The sequence below is a fragment of the Salmonella enterica subsp. diarizonae genome (genome assembly GCF_008692785.1).
Classification (GTDB): domain Bacteria; phylum Pseudomonadota; class Gammaproteobacteria; order Enterobacterales; family Enterobacteriaceae; genus Salmonella; species Salmonella diarizonae.
The window spans coordinates 236,440-254,606 of record NZ_VXJV01000008.1 but is presented as its reverse complement, the minus strand read 5'-3'; the positions used below and the strand labels follow the sequence as shown (position 1 = coordinate 254,606).

Annotated in this window: 20 protein-coding genes, 3 tRNA genes and 2 pseudogenes; 19 read left to right on the top strand and 6 right to left on the bottom strand. The window is 48.6% G+C overall.

Features of this window, described 5'->3' with window-relative positions; genetic code table 11:
- The first annotated feature begins 6 nt into the window (after positions 1-6).
- The 8 genes and pseudogenes from pgsA to F4V72_RS17870 all read left to right on the top strand — a co-directional run bounded on the left by pgsA (position 7) and on the right by F4V72_RS17870 (position 4,871).
- Positions 7-555, top strand: a complete 549-nt coding sequence (gene pgsA / locus F4V72_RS17905; protein ID WP_001160192.1) for a CDP-diacylglycerol--glycerol-3-phosphate 3-phosphatidyltransferase — start codon at positions 7-9, stop codon at positions 553-555.
- Between the two features lie 150 nt (positions 556-705).
- Positions 706-781: transfer RNA gene (locus tag F4V72_RS17900), tRNA-Gly, on the top strand.
- A gap of 43 nt (positions 782-824) precedes the next feature.
- Positions 825-898 (top strand) — tRNA-Cys (locus F4V72_RS17895).
- Between the two features lie 11 nt (positions 899-909).
- Positions 910-996 (top strand) — tRNA-Leu (locus F4V72_RS17890).
- Between the two features lie 247 nt (positions 997-1,243).
- Positions 1,244-1,575: pseudogene (locus tag F4V72_RS17885) on the top strand (hypothetical protein).
- Positions 1,576-1,789: 214 nt separating this feature from the next.
- The gene (locus tag F4V72_RS17880; RefSeq protein WP_136058336.1) at positions 1,790-3,229 is read left to right on the top strand and encodes an SH3 domain-containing C40 family peptidase; all 1,440 of its coding nucleotides are present in this window, start codon (positions 1,790-1,792) and stop codon (positions 3,227-3,229) included.
- 214 nt (positions 3,230-3,443) lie between these two features.
- The gene (locus F4V72_RS17875) at positions 3,444-3,770 is read left to right on the top strand and encodes a hypothetical protein (protein WP_023248828.1); all 327 of its coding nucleotides are present in this window, start codon (positions 3,444-3,446) and stop codon (positions 3,768-3,770) included.
- Between the two features lie 435 nt (positions 3,771-4,205).
- Positions 4,206-4,871 (top strand): YecA family protein, encoded by a 666-nt coding sequence (locus tag F4V72_RS17870; protein WP_023248827.1) that lies wholly within the window; start codon positions 4,206-4,208, stop codon positions 4,869-4,871.
- Positions 4,872-4,944: 73 nt separating this feature from the next.
- On the opposite strand, the gene tyrP is transcribed toward F4V72_RS17870, so the two are convergent.
- On the bottom strand, positions 4,945-6,156 hold the full coding sequence (gene tyrP, locus F4V72_RS17865; protein WP_136058335.1) for a tyrosine transporter TyrP: 1,212 nt from the start codon (positions 6,154-6,156) through the stop codon (positions 4,945-4,947).
- A gap of 226 nt (positions 6,157-6,382) precedes the next feature.
- On the opposite strand from tyrP, the gene F4V72_RS17860 reads away from it, so the two are divergent.
- Positions 6,383-6,622 carry a YecH family metal-binding protein gene (locus F4V72_RS17860; protein ID WP_023242292.1) on the top strand — a complete coding sequence of 80 codons (240 nt, stop codon included), beginning with the start codon at positions 6,383-6,385 and terminating at the stop codon, positions 6,620-6,622.
- A 45-nt stretch (positions 6,623-6,667) separates the two neighbouring features.
- On the opposite strand, the gene ftnA is transcribed toward F4V72_RS17860, so the two are convergent.
- Positions 6,668-7,165, bottom strand: a complete 498-nt coding sequence (gene ftnA, locus F4V72_RS17855; protein ID WP_000920616.1) for a non-heme ferritin — start codon at positions 7,163-7,165, stop codon at positions 6,668-6,670.
- A gap of 351 nt (positions 7,166-7,516) precedes the next feature.
- A complete protein-coding gene (locus tag F4V72_RS17850; RefSeq protein WP_000803229.1) occupies positions 7,517-7,852 on the bottom strand; it encodes a YecR-like lipofamily protein in 336 nt (111 codons plus the stop codon).
- A 255-nt stretch (positions 7,853-8,107) separates the two neighbouring features.
- Here F4V72_RS17850 and F4V72_RS17845 point away from each other — a divergent pair, with 255 nt between their 5' ends.
- On the top strand, positions 8,108-8,746 hold the full coding sequence (locus tag F4V72_RS17845) for an RpiB/LacA/LacB family sugar-phosphate isomerase (RefSeq protein WP_023248825.1): 639 nt from the start codon (positions 8,108-8,110) through the stop codon (positions 8,744-8,746).
- Between the two features lie 168 nt (positions 8,747-8,914).
- A complete protein-coding gene (locus F4V72_RS17840; protein ID WP_023248824.1) occupies positions 8,915-9,166 on the top strand; it encodes a DUF2766 family protein in 252 nt (83 codons plus the stop codon).
- An 86-nt stretch (positions 9,167-9,252) separates the two neighbouring features.
- Here the strand turns inward: F4V72_RS17840 and F4V72_RS17835 are convergent, their stop codons facing one another.
- A complete protein-coding gene (locus tag F4V72_RS17835) occupies positions 9,253-9,756 on the bottom strand; it encodes a non-heme ferritin-like protein (protein ID WP_023185714.1) in 504 nt (167 codons plus the stop codon).
- Positions 9,757-10,310: 554 nt separating this feature from the next.
- On the opposite strand from F4V72_RS17835, the gene F4V72_RS17830 reads away from it, so the two are divergent.
- The 4 genes and pseudogenes from F4V72_RS17830 to otsA all read left to right on the top strand — a co-directional run bounded on the left by F4V72_RS17830 (position 10,311) and on the right by otsA (position 14,072).
- A complete protein-coding gene (locus tag F4V72_RS17830) occupies positions 10,311-10,868 on the top strand; it encodes a DJ-1/PfpI family protein (protein WP_023248823.1) in 558 nt (185 codons plus the stop codon).
- 271 nt (positions 10,869-11,139) lie between these two features.
- A pseudogene (locus F4V72_RS17825) lies at positions 11,140-11,710 on the top strand (ABC transporter permease subunit); the annotation flags it as partial.
- A 162-nt stretch (positions 11,711-11,872) separates the two neighbouring features.
- On the top strand, positions 11,873-12,676 hold the full coding sequence (gene otsB / locus F4V72_RS17820; protein ID WP_136058334.1) for a trehalose-phosphatase: 804 nt from the start codon (positions 11,873-11,875) through the stop codon (positions 12,674-12,676).
- The gene (otsA, locus tag F4V72_RS17815; RefSeq protein WP_053508904.1) at positions 12,651-14,072 is read left to right on the top strand and encodes an alpha,alpha-trehalose-phosphate synthase; all 1,422 of its coding nucleotides are present in this window, start codon (positions 12,651-12,653) and stop codon (positions 14,070-14,072) included. Before otsB ends, otsA begins: the two co-directional genes overlap by 26 nt.
- Positions 14,073-14,089: 17 nt before the next feature.
- Here otsA and uspC read toward each other — a convergent pair whose 3' ends face one another.
- Both uspC and F4V72_RS17805 read right to left on the bottom strand, forming a co-directional pair.
- Entirely contained in the window at positions 14,090-14,518 is a 429-nt protein-coding gene (gene uspC / locus F4V72_RS17810; RefSeq protein WP_023248819.1) for a universal stress protein UspC, read from the bottom strand.
- A complete protein-coding gene (locus F4V72_RS17805) occupies positions 14,515-14,631 on the bottom strand; it encodes a hypothetical protein (RefSeq protein ID WP_044136501.1) in 117 nt (38 codons plus the stop codon). Before F4V72_RS17805 ends, uspC begins: the two co-directional genes overlap by 4 nt.
- Positions 14,632-15,304: 673 nt before the next feature.
- On the opposite strand from F4V72_RS17805, the gene flhD reads away from it, so the two are divergent.
- From flhD to motB, 4 genes are all read left to right on the top strand, one after another.
- On the top strand, positions 15,305-15,646 hold the full coding sequence (gene flhD / locus F4V72_RS17800; RefSeq protein WP_001804550.1) for a flagellar transcriptional regulator FlhD: 342 nt from the start codon (positions 15,305-15,307) through the stop codon (positions 15,644-15,646).
- Positions 15,643-16,227 (top strand): flagellar transcriptional regulator FlhC, encoded by a 585-nt coding sequence (gene flhC, locus F4V72_RS17795; RefSeq protein ID WP_000605987.1) that lies wholly within the window; start codon positions 15,643-15,645, stop codon positions 16,225-16,227. Before flhD ends, flhC begins: the two co-directional genes overlap by 4 nt.
- Before the next feature lie 124 nt (positions 16,228-16,351).
- Positions 16,352-17,239 carry a flagellar motor stator protein MotA gene (gene motA, locus F4V72_RS17790; protein WP_000906315.1) on the top strand — a complete coding sequence of 296 codons (888 nt, stop codon included), beginning with the start codon at positions 16,352-16,354 and terminating at the stop codon, positions 17,237-17,239.
- Positions 17,236-18,165 carry a flagellar motor protein MotB gene (gene motB / locus F4V72_RS17785; protein WP_023248818.1) on the top strand — a complete coding sequence of 310 codons (930 nt, stop codon included), beginning with the start codon at positions 17,236-17,238 and terminating at the stop codon, positions 18,163-18,165. Before motA ends, motB begins: the two co-directional genes overlap by 4 nt.
- Positions 18,166-18,167 lie beyond the last annotated feature (2 nt).

Below are 18,167 nucleotides of genomic sequence, written 5' to 3'. Positions count from 1 at the left end.
GTCACTATGCAATTTAATATCCCTACGTTGCTCACGCTGTTTCGCGTCATCCTGATTCCATTCTTTGTCGTGGTGTTTTATTTGCCGTTCGCCTGGGCGCCGATGGTCAGCGCGCTGATTTTCTGTATTGCCGCTATTACCGACTGGTTTGACGGCTTTTTGGCGCGACGCTGGAACCAGAGTACGCGTTTCGGCGCCTTCCTCGATCCCGTTGCCGACAAGGTGCTGGTGGCGATCGCCATGGTGCTGGTCACCGAGCATTATCATAGCTGGTGGGTGACGTTACCTGCGGCGACGATGATAGCCCGCGAAATTATTATTTCTGCTCTGCGTGAATGGATGGCGGAGCTGGGCAAACGAAGTAGCGTAGCGGTTTCCTGGATCGGTAAAGTCAAAACTACCGCGCAGATGGTGGCGCTGGCGTGGCTCTTGTGGCGTCCGAATATCTGGGTGGAGTATGCGGGTATCGCGCTTTTCTTTGTCGCAGCAGTGTTAACGTTGTGGTCCATGTTGCAATATTTGAGCGCAGCACGTGGAGATTTGCTTGATCAGTGATCGTTTCGCCGCAAATTTCAGCAAACGATCATGAGTGACGAAAAATATCGTTGACTCAGTGCGTCAGGTAAGTAGAATGCAACGCATCGAACGGCAGCACTGATTGCCAGACGATAACAAAATCAAGTGATTAACAAGTTGCTTGATAATGCGGGAATAGCTCAGTTGGTAGAGCACGACCTTGCCAAGGTCGGGGTCGCGAGTTCGAGTCTCGTTTCCCGCTCCAGTTTAAAAGCATTGGCGTAAAGCGGATGCTGGATGAAAAATTTGGCGCGTTAACAAAGCGGTTATGTAGCGGATTGCAAATCCGTCTAGTCCGGTTCGACTCCGGAACGCGCCTCCAATTTTTCCCGAGCCCGGATGGTGGAATCGGTAGACACAAGGGATTTAAAATCCCTCGGCGTTCGCGCTGTGCGGGTTCAAGTCCCGCTCCGGGTACCATGGGAAAAACAAGAATAATCAAAGCAATAAGCAGTGTCGTGAAACCACCTACGGGTGGTTTTTTTGTGCCTTTAATTCACACGCCGGTCATGAGCGTGAACTTTCCAGTGCTATTCACAGTAAAAAACATTGGTAGCGGCATTTCTGCCAGTATAGCAGTTATCGTGTTACCGCCCTCCAGGACCATGCTGGCAAATACTAAACGTCAGGTAAATCAGCCGGTAAAATTCATTAATCTGTATAAAAAATACTGATATGTTTTATTCCTGATTTATGAAGAGGGTAGATATGCCAGTGAAATATACCGATAATGCAAAATTCTTTATTAGCTTCATTAATATTGGAATTGTAGGTTGCACTTTTCTACTCTTTTTTATTTTATATGAACCTGATACGGAAGTTGTAACCCATGTTTTTCCGGGTGAGTATTCATCTTCTACGTGTGATGCGCGTAATTTTATCGGCTACGTCGATGCAAATGATTTTGCAGGATATATAAAAATAGCAGAATCGACACGCTACAGTATGTATTGTCTGAAAAAAACGGGGGCTGGTCAGTGGGGTATTTATGCAAATTAAACGAGTATATCGCTACATAATGGATGTTTTTTGCACAATTTAATTAAAGGTAAATAGCAGACTAACATTCATCATAAGATAATGTGATTGGCGTCATGCTTTAATCACGTTTTGCAATAATGTCTTAATAACAGGTCAACTACAGACAATTTTAGGTTTTCGTAAATGGTGATTTTGGTCAGTCTCTATATTGTGCTTTCCCTACGTTACGGAGATGATGATGCAAAACAAAGCCTGGGCCGTTTTATTGATGCCGCTGTGCCTTACCGCTTGTCACCAGACGACGTACCGACCAACGACCAAAGGTGAAATCCCCGCGGGGAGTTATATTGACCCAACAAAAACGCGCTTTCCGTTAGCGGATTATTCACAGTCGGTCGATAAATGGATACCTCCGGACTTGGCTGATTACACTATTCCGGTTATTGATAGTGCTACCCAACAACGCTACTTTAGCGCACTGAAATCCCATTATTTCGGAATGGACAGTGAAGCACACTCGCCGTGGAATGTTTTTTATATCACCACGTTGCTGAAAAAAAACGCAGGGCAGGCCCGGGATGCCAGTATTAAGCAGTTCCTTAGCGACGGCAGTGCTTATTGGGGGGAAAATTTCAGATTGTATTCCTCACACTGGAAAGCGGGGGTAAGAGGGAATGCGGATACGCAGATTGATGATATATATCATGCCTCCCGACGTGGCATTATGGTCAGAGAGAGTTTAGTCAGAGCACTACCAACGGACGATCCGCTCTTTAACGATCCCCGTCGGGCGGGCGAGGGGTACCCTTTTGATAATTTACAAATGTCTTCGCTGCGCCCCGGCACGCCGGTCTATACGCTAACGGAGAGCAAAGACCAACGTTGGCAATATGTCGTTTCACCGGCGGTAACAGGTTGGGTTCATAGTGAGGATATTGCCAGTGTGGATCAGAAATTTGTAACCCAGTGGGTTTCGCTCGCTCATAAGCAACTGGGAGCATTTATCAACTCGCCAGTTTCTGTCCATGCCGCAGGCGTCTATTATTTCACCGGGCGACCGGGCACTATTTTACCGTTCCGGAATCAACGAGCGGGTCTTTTCCTGATTGCGGCGCCAGTTCGCGACAGCAATGGTCGTGCGTCTATCCATTGGGTCTGGCTAAGTGACAAAGAGTTTACGGCTATGCCGTGGAAAATGACGCCGGAAAATATTGCCGTATTAATGAAATCAATGGGCGGCACCCCCTACGGCTGGGGAAATTTTAACTTTTATAATGATTGTTCAGCCGAAATCCGCAGCCTGATGATGCCGTTTGGCATATTCCTACCCAGACATTCAACCGCGCAGGTAGAGGCTGCTGGACGAGTCGTCGATCTCAGCAGTAAAAGCACCCAAATGCGGATCGATTATCTCACCAGGTACGGAAAACCGTTTACTACGCTGGTCTATATTCCAGGGCATATTATGCTGTATATCGGTAACACAACCATGAACGGGCAGGTGGTACCGGTCACTTATCAAAATATCTGGGGATTGCGCCCGAACAATGCCAATAGCCGGAGCATTATCGGCGAGGCAGTATTTTTCCCACTACTCCATTTTTATCCTGAAAATCCTGAACTGGTATCGCTGGCTGGTAAGGTTCTGTTTAAACTTGGTTATATAGAATAAGGTTGACAGGCTGTGCTATCGCGGAATACGTGATTGAGGCAACTGTGCGCAGTGGATATAAAGATGGTATCCCTGTAAACTGTATCTGAAAAAGGTATGCGCTATAGTGCGGTCTGTTTATTTGAAATACTATCTGGAGTTGATTCTGGATGTGGTCATGAGCCTCACACATTGAAGTGAGAGTTATTGTTAGCGGTATCTGGCTGGAGGCTGGGTGGTAAAAAGACGTAGTTTATTGCATTTTAATAACCGTACCCGGTCGGAGCGCGATCTTGGGGATCTGGTCACTAAAGTTTTTGAGAAAGCGGCGAAAAAAGAACCGCAACCGCTATACACATTTAGCCTGCCGTTGCTGAGTGTGCAGGATGAGATCCGTGCTTACTGTAAGAAAAAAAATATCAAAATAGGGTATGATACTCTGTTTATGGAAATAACCTTTTCTGCTGACAGAGAAGCGGTAGACGAACTCATCAAACACTTTTTTACTGAAAATAAGCTCTATTTAAGAGGACGATTTTATCTGTCCGCGGCGGTGGTATAAGTTAGCATGAGTATAATATAGCGAGAAACATTTAGAATGCCTGTCCCGTCTTGCGCACCGCCAGCATAGCGATTATTACACTGAGTAAAGAATGTCTGATTTCAATAAGGGAAGAGGATGTTGTACTCATATAGGACAGTGACGCCCCCGCCGTTATGAGAAATATGCAGTGGAGAGTATCTCATGGTAGAGAATGCGCGGGCAATGACCGTCGCGAACGCGAGTTCAGATGCCTGGCTTTTATGTGGATTTGAGCGCTTCTTAGCGGAAAACCTGCGTCCCGATCCTCCTTTTGTGCGTTAACTTCCGGAATCCTCCCCATTTCGTGTTAATCTGGCCCCTGATGGTTGCCATCCAAACTGCCTGCAAAAATTATTTTTATCCGCTGCAATGTAAGAGAGCCACAGGCGGAAGTCATCACTGAGGAAAAGCGTTATGAAAATGGAACCATTAAATGAGAACGAGCTGGAATGGCTGGATGATGTGTTGACGAAATACAATACCGATCAGGCCATTCTGGATGTCGCGGAACTGGACGGTTTGATTACTGCGGTACTGAGTTCTCCGCGTCCAATTGAGCCGGAGCAGTGGCTGGTAGCGATATGGGGTGGACCCGCGTACGTACCGCGCTGGACATCTGAAAAAGAAATGACGCGATTTATGGACCTGGTGTTCCAGCACATGGCGGACACAGCCGCCCGGCTTGAAGACTATCCAGAACAGTTCGAGCCGCTGTTTGGCCTGCGAGAAGTTGATGGCCATGAACTAACGATTGTTGAAGAATGGTGCTTTGGTTATATGCGTGGAGTGTCGCTGTCCGACTGGTCAGATTTGCCAGATACGCTAAAACCGGCTCTGGAAGCGATTGCATTACACGGCACTGAAGAAAACTTTGACCTGCTGGATAAAATGAGCCCGGAAGCGTTCGATAAAAGCGTTGACGCTATCCGTATCGCGGCGCTTGAGCTGCATGCCTGGTGGATGGCGCATCCGCAGACTACGCCGCTACAGATGCCGGTAAAAGTAGAGGTGAAAGTGGGGCGTAACGATCCTTGTCCATGCGGGAGCGGCAAAAAATTTAAGCAGTGCTGCCTGCATTAATTCCTCATAAACGACATAGCGTGATGATTATCGAGCCTGGATGGGGTCCGGGCCCGGTAATCTTTTCCTGGCATTAACCTGGATCGGGCAGGAATCCCATTGCGATCGAAAACTGGACGCCAATCACGACAATGCCGCAGATAAACACCAGCGCCAGCGCCGGGGTGCCGCCTGCCACACGATATCCCGCCTGAGAATTCTGTTTGCGGCATTGCCAGACCAGCATGGCAGGGATTAGCAGTGCCAACACTGCCAGCGCCACGCCGGCATAGCCTAATGCCATCACAAATCCGCGTGGGTAGAAAAGCGCAAACGCCAGCGGCGGCAGAAAGGTAATCAGCCCGGTTTGCATACGCCCGAACACCGTACTGCGACGCTGGAATAGATCGGCCAGGTAATCAAATAATCCTAGCGCTACGCCCAGAAAAGAGGTTGCCAGCGCCAGATCGGCGAACAGGTGGACCGCCAGTTCGACATGTGGGGAAGCGACCACTTCTCTGAGCGCCTGCAGCAGACCATTTAACCCGGCATGGCTGGCTAGCAGCCCTCTGAATGTCGGCGAGTCGATGCTTCCCAGCGTGGCAAGCTGCCAAAAAATATAGGCCACTAACGGAATGGCGCTGCCCGTCATAAAGACCCAACGCAGCTTGTGAATGTTGCCGTTCATATAACTTACAATACTCGGTACACTTCCGTGAAAACCAAAGGAGGTGAAAATGACCGGTATTGCAGATAATGCCAGTCCCTGCTGTAAAGGAAGCGTAAGAAGATTTACTTTATGAATATGTGGTGTTAGCAACGCAAGCATGATGACCAGAAAAATGATCTTCGCGCTAAACAGAAAGCGGTTAAAAAGATCGACCAGCGAGGTACCCACACACACCACACCACCGGCAACAAAGGTGAACAGCAGCACACCGGCGGCAGGAGAGAGCGTGGCGCCGACCCAGTTGTTAATACTGGACGCCAGTAATTCACCGGCTCCGGAAATGTAGGCGGCGGTGAGCGCATACATTAAGAACATCATGCTGAATCCCGTAAGCCACTGTCCGTAACGTCCAAGATAGCGTTTTGCCAACGAGCCCAGCCCGGTATCCGCCGGAACATGTTGATACACCTCCAGTAATAGTAACGCGGTATAACACATCAGCGCCCACAGTCCAATCAACAATCCCAGCGTAACGCTGAAACCAACGCCAGCCGCTGCCAGCGGCATTGCCAGCATCCCGGCGCCGATAGTGGTGCCTGCCACGATAAAAATACTGCCCAGAGTTCTGTTTTTCACGCTTTCTACTACCCCGGTAAAAAAGAACGGTGATATCCGCGGCGCAGGGTAAGCCATTACGCTATTTTCGTCAAATGGCCGTTACAATGTGTGTACTGTAAATTTTACAGTTCCGGGCATAAAAGCGAATATGGGAAGAGACGCGTACAACCACCGCAAACCTGCGCTAGCGCAAAGTCGCTCGCACAAGGACACATTAGGCTACGGGTTTTATTCAGGAGGGGTTATGGATTCCATTCATGGTCACGAGGTGCTCAACATGATGATTGAGTCTGGCGAGCAGTATACGCATACTTCGCTGGAGGCGGCAATTAAAGCGCGCTTTGGCGAGCGGGCACGATTTCACACCTGTTCAGCGTCAGATATGACGGCGGCGGAACTGGTCGCGTTTCTGGCGGCGAAAGGAAAGTTTATTGCCGTGGATGGCGGTTTTTCAACGCATGAGAGTAAGATCTGCCGCCATTAATACACCACGGTGAGAGTTCGTCTCACCGTGTAAGGACGTGTTGGATTAATTTTGCGTATCCAGTGTTGAGAGTTCTTTATCAATGAAATAAAGCCCTTCGCCGCTTTTTCCCGCCAGCGTTAATTTATCAATAATGGATTTGAATAATTTTTCTTCTTCATGCTGTTCTGCCACATACCACTGTAAGAAATTAAATGTCGGATAATCCTGGCTGGTCATTGCGGCATGAGCCAGTTCATTAATTTTTTGCGTAATAAGTTGCTCATGCTCATAGGTCGCGCGGAACAGTTCATCCAGTGAGGCGTACTCAGCGAAGGGCGAAGAAACGGTATTAATGCGCGGCAGACTTCCGGTATCGGTAAGGTAGTCGAACAGGCGTTGCATATGCGTCATCTCTTCTTGCGCATGGCGACGAAGAAATGCGGCGGCGCCTTCAAAACTGTGATAGCTGCACCACGCGCTCATCTGTTGATAGAGCAGTGAGGAATACAGCTCCAGATTCATTTGCTCATTCAGCTTGTCGATCATTTCTGTTTTCAGCATGGTTCCGCTCCACAAATAGCAAAAGATATACAGTGATGTGGCGCCACTATAATTTGTTATTTTATTATTTGCAAAAGGTAAAATATTAAAATTAATTATTAAAAATACGAATGGGAATAAAACGCATTAGCACCATTGTGTACTCTAAATAATTCAGGTTGCAGGCAGGCGGCGCGGCGAATCCCAGAGGGGGGACATAATTAAGTGGCTGGGGAAACGAGGAAAGCCAACGCACATGCCGCTTGAAGTATGACGAGTATATAAATAAAGGAAAGCCAGCACCTTCATGCTGGCAATAGCGACCATGCACTATCCTCCATTGTACATGGTGTCGGCGTTAAGCCAGCAACCTTAATAATAAAGCGGCATGATTTGCGGGACGGCTACGCCCCGGCACTGCCAGGAGAGGGTAAATCGGGTGTTCAGGCACAAAGAGCCCGCATAAATGCTACAGGTTCCTACCGGCTGACCAAACGACACGGCATCGGCATAGCCCATCTGCTGGCATTCGCGAGTTGCGGTCCCGTGAGAAACATAGTCGTCTGTCCGTGACGTAAAAAATAGCGGCTGGTTATACGTCAGGCGCACAATGCCGCTTATCGGGCTGGCTTCGCTGACCTGCGCTTGTCGAGTAATGGTGCACCCCGTCAGGGCTAGCAGTGAAAGAGTAAAAATAAGAGGCTTCATAAAATCGCTCCGACAGTTCGGTATCGGACCATGCTACCTCGTGTCTTTCACCGTCAATGGCTGGAATAACTTACGGATTCGCCTTGATTAAAGGTAACGGCAGGAGATTTACAGCGGGAGCAGAAAATGTGTGAGCGCCTTTTTATTTTTTAAAACTTGGTTTCATTAAATTTGAAAGTATGTTTGTAAGCGTGTAGTGTAGGCGAAACGTCATGATTTACGCAGGCGCGATCGCCTGCATTCAGGAGGAACACCATGAAAATCGCATTGATGATGGAAAACAGCCAGGCCAGCAAAAACGCCATCATTTATAACGAACTTAGCGCTGTCGCCGATGAAAAGGGATTTCCCGTTTTTAACGTCGGTATGTGCGACGAAAATGACCATCATCTGACGTACATTCATTTAGGCATTATGGCGAGTATTCTGCTTAATTCAAAAGCGGTTGATTTCGTCGTTACCGGCTGCGGTACCGGTCAGGGCGCGCTCATGTCGCTAAATATTCATCCTGGTGTCATTTGTGGCTATTGCATCGATCCGGCAGATGCTTTTCTGTTTGCGCAGATCAACAACGGTAATGCGTTGTCCCTGCCATTTGCGAAAGGCTTTGGCTGGGGCGCTGAGCTGAACGTGCGTTTCATCTTTGAAAAAGCGTTTACCGGTCGTAAAGGCGAGGGCTATCCGCCTGAACGTAAAGCGCCGCAGGTTCGCAATGCGGGCATTTTGAATCAGGTTAAAGCTGCGGTCGTCAAAGAGAATTATCTGGATACATTACGGGCTATCGATTCTGAGCTGGTTAAAACAGCGGTTTCAGGGCCGCGTTTCCAGCAATGTTTGTTTGAAAACGGCCAGAATAAAGAAATAGAAGCGTTTGTACGTGAGATTCTGGGGTAATGCCCCGCCTGACAAGTCAGAAGCGTTTCGCCCTGTCGCCAGGCATGATGTGTCGATAAAAGACCAGTAGCGACAGGTTCTATCCCTGGCATACAGACCAGAAACGGTGTTGCTACCGTTTCTGGCTATGAATGGGTACTATGACGTCCTGACTATAAGGAGTTCATCATGCCCCATACACTTAATGCCGACCAGGAACTGCTTTCTGACGTTGTCGCTTGTCAGTTGGTTATCAAGCAGATTCTGGACGTAATCGATGTGATTGCGCCAGTGGAAGTACGCGAAAAAATGTCCAGCCAATTGAAAAATATAGACTTTTCTAATCATCCTGCCGCCGCTGATCCGGTCACGATGCGCGCCATCCAAAAAGCGATAGCTCTGATCGAACTGAAATTTACGCCCCAGGGTGACTCTCACTAACAACCGCTGACTGTAGGCCGGATTAGCCGCTTCACGTTGCTATCCGGCGTAATAACGTCTCAATATCGTCGTTCAGGTAGCTGTTATCAGTGATGCTGATAGGTCACGACGTTAAGGAGATGTTGATCGGTTTGCGCCAGACATAACCCTGCTCGTTTAGCGCTGCGAACTTCTTCGAGAATAGTTTGTAAAAGTACACCATCCTGCTGCTGCTCTTTTTCCAGGGTATGGAGAAAATCAAGCGTTGAGGCATCATTGAGCGCTTTCGCTTCGTCCGCAAGACGCGACAGCGTGCTGGCGCGTTGCTGATAATCCTCCAGAGTTTTCTGGAACAGTTCTTCCAGAGAACAGAGCTCATCGCCCGGAACGTCAATGGCTTTGACGATAGGGGTGGCGCCAGCGCTTTTCATAAAATTAAACATGCGCATCATTTGCGTCACGTTGCCTTGCGCCTGGGTACGAAGAAAGGTGGCGGTGCCTGTTAAACTGTGTTCAGAACACCATTCGCTTAGATGGAGGTAAAGATTTGATGCGTAAAATTCAAGGTTCATTTGCGTGTTGAGCTTTTGAACCATTCCTACTGCTGCCATAACAATATCCTTATTTCCAGAAAGTGTTGATGTGCATGACGGACGAAAATGCAACAGGCCGTTGTCACACTCTTACATCCATGCACAATAAATACTCTTAGCAGAAGAACTCCGTTCCGCCAGTCCCTTATGCGATCTGATTTCCTGTTTATCGATCGGTAACGAGAATAGCGCGTCAATAAAAATAAGAAAATCCTTAAATGCAATTGTTTATCTTTTTTTACATTTTCAGTGACGCGATTTTTTCAATAGTAATGTTTTCTGTTGTGCTTTTGTAATTATAACTAATTGAAAAACAATAGATATATAATTATTGTTTTGTTTTATGAAACATTGTTTCAGATCATAGAATGATCGTTTGAATCGTGGTAGTATCAATAAAATAAACATTATCCGATCTGGTTGTCACACGCATGAACGGTTGATAGCAAATTTACCTGTTTTTATAAAAAAACTGATTTTGCTGTAGATCATTTTTAATGTCATTAATCATACGGGCACATTATTCGGTTGAGCATAGTTTTGATGGGTGACACGTTAACAAGGAGCAGTCAATGAAAAAGGTCGCGGTGCTGCTGGCGCCAGGATTTGAAGAGGCAGAGGCCATTGTTACTATTGATATCCTGCGGCGTTTGCATATCGACGTAGAAATGCTGGCGTGTGCTGAATCTCGGGCGGTGGTGAGTTACCATGATATTCCCATGGTTGCGGACAGCACGCTGAGTGAACGCCAGCAGGCGCTTTTCGATGCGGTAGTTCTACCGGGTGGTCCACAGGGTAGTGCCAATCTGGCCGCTAATCCGGCAGCGATCGCTTTCGTTGCGCGTCATGACGCAGCAGGTAAATTAATTTGTCCTATCTGTTCCGCTGCGGCAAGGGTACTGGGTGCCCACGGATTACTGAAGGGGCGTCGTTATGTTTGCTCCGGCGATCTGTGGAAAGCGGTTCAGGAAGGTGTCTATGTGGATGCTCCTGTTGTTGAAGACGGCAATTTAATCAGCGGCAAAGGTTTGGGTCATGTCTTTGATTTCGCGCTAACCCTTGCCGCCAGACTGCTGGCAGACGACGCGCCGGTTCGCGAACAAGCCGGACATATCTATTATTCCTGGTAATCGTTATTTGCCCAGAGACGTAAGGATTAGCTGGCAGATGTGATGCTGGCTTTCCTGCCACTTGTCTGACAAACCTGATCTGGTTTATGTTATTTTCCGCTGAATTTATGTACGCAATTACTGTAATTCAGCGCTGTGCTGCTCTCCTGTGGGGAATCAAGTTCCCACTAAAACTATTCCAGCCATCAGTATTTATCTAACAAGAATCGCTCGATTTTACCCTACATAAAAGAATGCTAAAGCTGGAGTTAACCATGTACAAATTTACTAAGGTGTTGGCGCCGGGCTGCTGCTGGGCGTACTGTGCGGACTGGTCAGTGGCTTTGTGATTGCGCATCTGGAAATTGCCGCACTCGCCACAATGCAGATTGTGCGCAGTCTGGCTTATATCATCTCCGAGGGTAAATCGGTAGGCATTGAAGACGAGCTTTTCTGAACAAAACACTTTCGGGCGTAACACGCTGACGATAGGCGGCAATGAGGAGGCCGCACGGCTGGCCGGCGTACCGGTTGTACGTACCAGAATTATCATTTTTATTCTCTCTGGCCTGGTGTCGGCGGGTATCATTCTGGCTTCGCGTATGACCAGCGGTCAGCCAATGACCTCCCTGGATTATGAGTTAATCATTATTTCTGTGTGCGTATTAGGGGGGGCATCCCTGAAAGACGGTCTCGGAAAAATCTCATATGTGGTGGCGGGGTTACTGATATTAGGGACGGTGGAGAACGCGATGAACCTGCTCAACATTTCACCCTTTGCGCAGTATGTGGTTCGCGGCTTAATCCTTCTGGCAGCAGTCATTTTCGACCATTATAAGCAAAAAGCGAAGGGTACGATTTGATGAATTAACATTCAACTAAACAGTATAGCCCCACGCCATCGCTAACCGCTACCCCGGCTGGCGATGGCCTTTCTAAATGGCGAGCAGCGTCACACTGTCTATACTTACATGACTAATGAGACCGTTTGTGAGTCTCAATATGATGATAAGGAGGAGACCAGGGTGGCAGAACCGTTAACCGTATCCCCCGAACTCACTGCGAACTATGCGTATTTTTTTGACCTTGATGGCACATTGGCAGAGATAAAGCCTCATCCCGATCAGGTAGCGGTACCGCATAAAATCCTTCAGTTGTTAGACCGTCTCGCGGCGCACAACGCAGGGGCACTGGCATTGATTTCAGGGCGTTCAATGACCGAGCTGGATGTTTTGGCGAAACCTTTTCGCTTTCCGCTTGCTGGCGTTCACGGGGCAGAGCGCCGTGATATCAATGGTAAAACCCATATCGTACGCCTTCCTGAATCGGTAGTCCGCGAGGTAGAGGCGTTATTACGTTCGATGCTAGTGGCGCTGCCCGGGGCGGAGCTGGAGACGAAGGGCATGGCGTTTGCGCTGCACTACCGTCAGGCTCCTGAACATGAAGCGGCACTGCTGGCGCTTGCGCAACACGTTACGCAGCACTGGCCACAACTGGCGTTGCAGCCTGGTAAATGCGTAGTGGAAATCAAACCTAAAGGAACCAACAAAGGCGAAGCGATTGCCGCCTTTATGCAGGAAGCCCCCTTTGCGGGACGGATTCCCGTTTTTGTGGGAGACGATTTGACCGACGAGGCTGGCTTTGGCGTGGTGAATCACGCTGGCGGAATTTCCGTAAAAGTGGGCGTCGGGGCAACCCAGGCGGCATGGCGACTGGAAAGCGTACCCGATGTCTGGCGCTGGCTGGAGCAAATCAATTATCCACAACAAGAACAACAAGTAATGAATAACAGGAGAGATGGCTATGAGTCGTTTAGTCGTAGTATCTAATCGAATTGCCCCCCCGGATAATAAAGGCGGCGCCGGCGGCCTCGCCGTTGGCGTGCTTGGCGCGCTAAAAGCGGCTGGCGGGTTGTGGTTCGGCTGGAGTGGCGAGACAGGTAACGAGGATGAGCCATTAAAAAAGGTGACAAAAGGTAATATTACCTGGGCATCGTTTAACCTGAGTGAACAAGATTACGAAGATTATTACTGTCAATTTTCCAATGCGGTTCTCTGGCCTGCGTTCCACTATCGTCTGGATCTGGTGCAGTTTCAGCGTCCTGCATGGGAAGGCTACATGCGGGTTAATGCGTTATTAGCGGATAAGTTATTGCCTCTCGTTAAAGAGGACGACATCATTTGGGTGCATGACTACCACTTATTACCGTTTGCCAGCGAACTGCGTAAACGCGGCGTGAACAACCGAATTGGTTTTTTCCTGCATATTCCATTCCCGACCCCGGAGATTTTTAACGCCTTACCACCGCATGATGAACTGCTGGAGCAGTTGTGTGACTTTGATCTGCTAGGGTTCCAGACGGAAAATGATCGCCTGGCTTTTCTGGATAGCCTTTCAAGTCAGACACGAGTTACGACTCGCAGTGGCAAGCAGCATATCGCGTGGGGTAAAGACTTCCAGACAGAAGTGTATCCTATCGGTATTGAACCCGATGAGATTGCCCTACAGGCTGCCGGTCCGTTGCCGCCTAAACTGGCGCAGCTCAAAGCGGAACTGAAAAATGTGAAGAATATTTTTTCCGTTGAGCGACTGGATTATTCGAAAGGGTTGCCGGAACGCTTTCTGGCGTATGAAGCGCTACTGGAAAACTATCCGCAGCACCGGGGAAAAATTCGTTACACCCAAATCGCGCCTACATCACGCGGCGAAGTACAGGCATATCAGGATATTCGCCACCAGCTTGAGACGGAAGCAGGCCGTATTAATGGGAAATATGGACAACTGGGCTGGACGCCGCTCTATTATCTGAATCAGCATTTCGACCGTAAGCTATTAATGAAGATATTCCGTTATTCAGATGTTGGGCTCGTCACCCCGCTGCGTGATGGGATGAACCTGGTGGCGAAAGAGTTTGTCGCCGCGCAGGACCCCGCTAACCCTGGCGTATTGGTACTGTCGCAGTTTGCCGGCGCGGCGAATGAACTGACGTCAGCGCTTATCGTCAATCCTTACGATCGGGATGACGTAGCGGCGGCGCTTAATCGCGCTTTAACGATGCCGCTTGCCGAGCGTATTTCGCGTCATGCGGAAATGCTTGACGTAATCGTTAAAAATGACATTAGCCGCTGGCAGGAGCGTTTTATTCATGACCTAAAGGAGGTCACGCCGCGCAGCGCGGAGCGTCAACAGCAGAATAAAGTAGCGACGTTCCCTAAGCTGGCCTGATATATCGCGAGCGGCGACTAGTCACCCGCTAACGGCACCAGCAATACATCTACCTGGCTGGCGCTAACCACACTTTTTGCTGAGCAGGACGCTCGCGAAAAGAAGCTGTGGTTATGGTTGCCGCAAATGACCAGATCAACATGGTGTTTGCGGCACACATCCAAAATATGCTGGCTTAGCTCACCATAGGTGATGAAGGTTTGTTCAATCGGATAATCCGCTCTCTCACCCAGCATCTTAAGAAAATTCTCAGTCTCCTCATGCATAACCGCGCGTAAATCCTCCATCATAGGCGCGGCGAATTGGTTATACAGCTCAGGATCGGAAGCAAGGGTAATCAGACTTACTTTCGCCTGAACTGGACGGGCGATAGAAACGGCTTTAGCCAGTAGCTGGTGACTTTCCGGGGTGACGGCAACAGCGACAAGAATATGGGTGTAGCTCATAACTCGCTCCTTAATTGCAAGAATATGAGGTTGTCCTTTAGCTTTACTCTGTTTATCTCATTTCTGCAATGTGGTAATACCACAATAATGTGAAGGGCATCATAATTAATCATTAATTATTCTTATGAAAAGAATAGTGTTATAAGATGCTTTTTACACACCATCAAGATACTTTGATTGAGCCGATGAATAATAAAAGCTAAAAGTTAAATTAATTGAGCTTGTTTTTAATGTGACAGGGCTTGTGCTGAGGTATGATTAATTAATAACATTTAATATTTAACCTGCTGTTTACTAAAGGTAAAATAAAATCGTTTCTATAATAGAAATAATAGCGTGTTATCTATTACCCTGCCGTTATTTTAACACAGAGAAACAAAAAATAATTTGGTGTTGACGTCCCTCTATTCATCAGTGTGGAATAGAAAAAGTGAACATTAGGTGATTAAATAAACAAAATAAAAGCCATGCTGATGGTTTTATCGTAAGTATTCCGCTAAAATATGTGATCTACATCACATATTTTCTAAAATCGCTGTCCCGCTCCGTTGTATGTGACGAAGCTGACGAGTAGAGTTGCGTCGAATTAGGAAAAATCTTAGGCATTTGTAAAAATTGATGTAAACGTGTAAGGCGAATCCCGGCGGGAGGCTGTGTTATACGTCACAATGTCTGAGCACTGCTATGCATTTGACCTTTTTGCTTCTTTTACCGGGCCTTCCCGGCGACATCACGGGGTGCGGCTACGCCGCACAAAAATAAAGTTGGTTATTCTGGATGGGAACAATGCATACATCCGAGTTGCTAAAACACATTTATGACATCAATTTGTCATATTTACTCCTTGCACAGCGTTTGATCGTCCAGGACAAAGCATCTGCGATGTTCCGCCTCGGTATCAACGAAGAGATGGCAAACACACTGGGCGCGTTGACCCTGCCGCAGATGGTCAAACTGGCTGAGACGAATCAGCTAGTTTGTCATTTCCGGTTTGACGATCATCAGACGATCACCCGTTTGACTCAGGATTCGCGCGTCGACGATTTACAGCAGATTCACACAGGTATCATGCTTTCAACGCGTCTGCTCAATGAAGCGGACGATACGGCGCGTAAGAAAAGGGCGTGATAATGAGTGAAAAAAGCATTGTTCAGGAAGCTCGCGATATCCAGTTGGCGATGGAGTTGATCAATCTTGGCGCTCGCCTGCAAATGCTGGAAAGCGAAACACAGCTCAGCCGTGGTCGCCTCATCAGGCTGTACAAAGAGTTACGCGGTAGTCCGCCGCCTAAAGGGATGCTGCCATTTTCGACAGACTGGTTTATGACCTGGGAGCAAAATATTCACGCTTCCATGTTCTGCAATGCCTGGCAATTTTTACTTAAAACTGGCTTATGTAGCGGTGTGGATGCGGTGATTAAAGCTTATCGGCTTTATCTTGAGCAGTGTCCGCAACCGCCTGAAGGGCCGTTGTTGGCGCTGACCCGCGCATGGACTCTGGTGCGTTTTGTTGAAAGCGGATTGCTCGAATTGTCGAGCTGCAACTGCTGCGGCGGAAACTTTATCACCCATGCGCATCAGCCCGTGGGTAGCTTTGCGTGTAGTTTGTGCCAGCCGCCATCCCGCGCAGTAAAAAGACGTAAACTTTCCCGAGATGCTGCCGATATTATTCCACAACTGCTGGATGAACAGATCGAACAGGCTGTTTAACCGAAACGGTGTGGACAAACACTCCAGCAGCGGTAAGTCATTACCGCTGCTTTTTTTTGCCTTACCTTCGCGTTAATCGCCCGACTGCGCATCCTGTCATAGTCAACAGCGGAAGGATGATGTCGTGCTTATCTTATTAGGTTACCTGGTGGTTATCGGTACAGTTTTCGGCGGTTATGTCATGACCGGCGGACACCTTGGGGCACTCTATCAACCCGCTGAACTGGTCATCATTGGTGGCGCGGGGATAGGGGCGTTCATTGTCGGCAACAACGGGAAGGCCATCAAGGGCACAATGAAAGCGATCCCGTTGTTGTTTCGTCGTTCGAAATACACGAAAACCATGTACATGGATCTGCTGGCGTTGCTCTATCGCCTGATGGCCAAATCACGCCAGCAGGGTATGTTCTCCCTTGAGCGCGACATTGAAAATCCGAAAGAGAGTGAAATCTTCGCCAGTTATCCGCGTATTCTGGCTGATGCGGTGATGCTTGATTTTATTGTCGATTATCTGCGTCTGATCATCAGCGGCAACATGAATACGTTCGAAATTGAAGCGTTGATGGATGAAGAGATTGAAACCCATGAAAGCGAGGCGGAGGTCCCTGCCAACAGTTTGGCGATGGTGGGGGATTCACTGCCTGCCTTTGGTATCGTAGCGGCGGTAATGGGGGTGGTTCACGCTCTGGCTTCAGCCGATCGCCCTGCAGCGGAGTTGGGGGCGCTGATTGCCCATGCCATGGTAGGAACGTTCCTCGGTATTTTACTGGCTTATGGATTCATTTCACCGTTAGCTACCGTTTTGCGCCAGAAGAGCGCCGAAACCACCAAGATGATGCAGTGCGTAAAAATCACACTGCTGTCTAATCTGAACGGCTATGCGCCGCCGATTGCCGTGGAATTTGGACGTAAAACCCTTTATTCCAGTGAGCGTCCGTCGTTTATCGAGCTGGAAGAACATGTTCGCGCGGTGAGAAACCCAAACCAGCAGCAGACGACTGAGGAAGCATGAAAAATCAGGCTCATCCCATTGTCGTCGTAAAACGCCGCAAGCACAAACCGCATGGCGGCGGGGCTCACGGTTCCTGGAAGATTGCCTACGCCGATTTTATGACGGCGATGATGGCTTTTTTTCTGGTGATGTGGCTGATTTCCATCTCCAGCCCTAAAGAATTAATTCAGATTGCCGAATATTTTCGTACGCCGTTGGCCACCGCGGTAACGGGCGGTAAGCGGATTGCCAATAGCGAGAGCCCGATACCAGGCGGCGGCGATGATTACACCCAACAGCAGGGTGAAGTGGAAAAGCAACCGAATATCGACGAGCTGAAAAAACGGATGGAGCAGAGTCGGTTAAACAAACTGCGCGGCGATCTGGATCAACTGATCGAATCCGATCCCAAGCTGCGCGCGTTACGTCCGCATCTGAAGATTGATTTAGTTCAGGAGGGGTTACGCATCCAGATTATCGACAGCCAGAACCGTCCGATGTTTAAAACTGGCAGCGCCGAAGTTGAGCCGTATATGCGCGATATCCTGCGCGCGATTGCGCCAGTGTTAAACGGTATTCCTAACCGAATTAGCCTGGCGGGCCATACCGATGACTTTCCCTACGCGAACGGCGAAAAAGGCTATAGCAACTGGGAGTTATCTGCCGACCGCGCCAATGCCTCGCGTCGTGAACTGGTCGCCGGCGGGCTGGATAACGGAAAAGTATTACGGGTGGTTGGCATGGCCGCCACGATGCGGCTGAGCGATCGCGGTCCTGATGACGCCATCAATCGCCGTATAAGCCTGCTGGTGTTAAACAAACAGGCGGAACAGGCCATTTTGCATGAAAACGCTGAAAGCCAGAATGAGCCGGTAAGTGTATTACAACAGCCTGCGGCAGTCCCGCCGGCAAGCGTACCCACATCGCCACAAGCCGAACCGAGGTGATA

Excerpts from the sequence above, each read along its gene's own strand:
- F4V72_RS17805 (WP_044136501.1), bottom strand. The coding sequence starts at position 14,631 with ATGATTAATTATGATGCCCTTCACATTATTGTGGTATTACCACATTGC.
- motB (WP_023248818.1), top strand. The coding sequence starts at position 17,236 with ATGAAAAATCAGGCTCATCCCATTGTCGTCGTAAAACGCCGCAAGCAC.
- F4V72_RS17860 (WP_023242292.1), top strand. The coding sequence starts at position 6,383 with ATGGATTCCATTCATGGTCACGAGGTGCTCAACATGATGATTGAGTCT.
- flhD (WP_001804550.1), top strand. The coding sequence starts at position 15,305 with ATGCATACATCCGAGTTGCTAAAACACATTTATGACATCAATTTGTCA.
- F4V72_RS17830 (WP_023248823.1), top strand. The coding sequence starts at position 10,311 with ATGAAAAAGGTCGCGGTGCTGCTGGCGCCAGGATTTGAAGAGGCAGAG.
- F4V72_RS17840 (WP_023248824.1), top strand. The coding sequence starts at position 8,915 with ATGCCCCATACACTTAATGCCGACCAGGAACTGCTTTCTGACGTTGTC.
- pgsA (WP_001160192.1), top strand. The coding sequence starts at position 7 with ATGCAATTTAATATCCCTACGTTGCTCACGCTGTTTCGCGTCATCCTG.
- F4V72_RS17835 (WP_023185714.1), bottom strand. The coding sequence starts at position 9,756 with ATGGCAGCAGTAGGAATGGTTCAAAAGCTCAACACGCAAATGAACCTT.
- F4V72_RS17870 (WP_023248827.1), top strand. The coding sequence starts at position 4,206 with ATGAAAATGGAACCATTAAATGAGAACGAGCTGGAATGGCTGGATGAT.
- F4V72_RS17880 (WP_136058336.1), top strand. The coding sequence starts at position 1,790 with ATGATGATGCAAAACAAAGCCTGGGCCGTTTTATTGATGCCGCTGTGC.
- F4V72_RS17845 (WP_023248825.1), top strand. The coding sequence starts at position 8,108 with ATGAAAATCGCATTGATGATGGAAAACAGCCAGGCCAGCAAAAACGCC.
- uspC (WP_023248819.1), bottom strand. The coding sequence starts at position 14,518 with ATGAGCTACACCCATATTCTTGTCGCTGTTGCCGTCACCCCGGAAAGT.
- ftnA (WP_000920616.1), bottom strand. The coding sequence starts at position 7,165 with ATGCTGAAAACAGAAATGATCGACAAGCTGAATGAGCAAATGAATCTG.
- F4V72_RS17850 (WP_000803229.1), bottom strand. The coding sequence starts at position 7,852 with ATGAAGCCTCTTATTTTTACTCTTTCACTGCTAGCCCTGACGGGGTGC.
- otsA (WP_053508904.1), top strand. The coding sequence starts at position 12,651 with ATGAGTCGTTTAGTCGTAGTATCTAATCGAATTGCCCCCCCGGATAAT.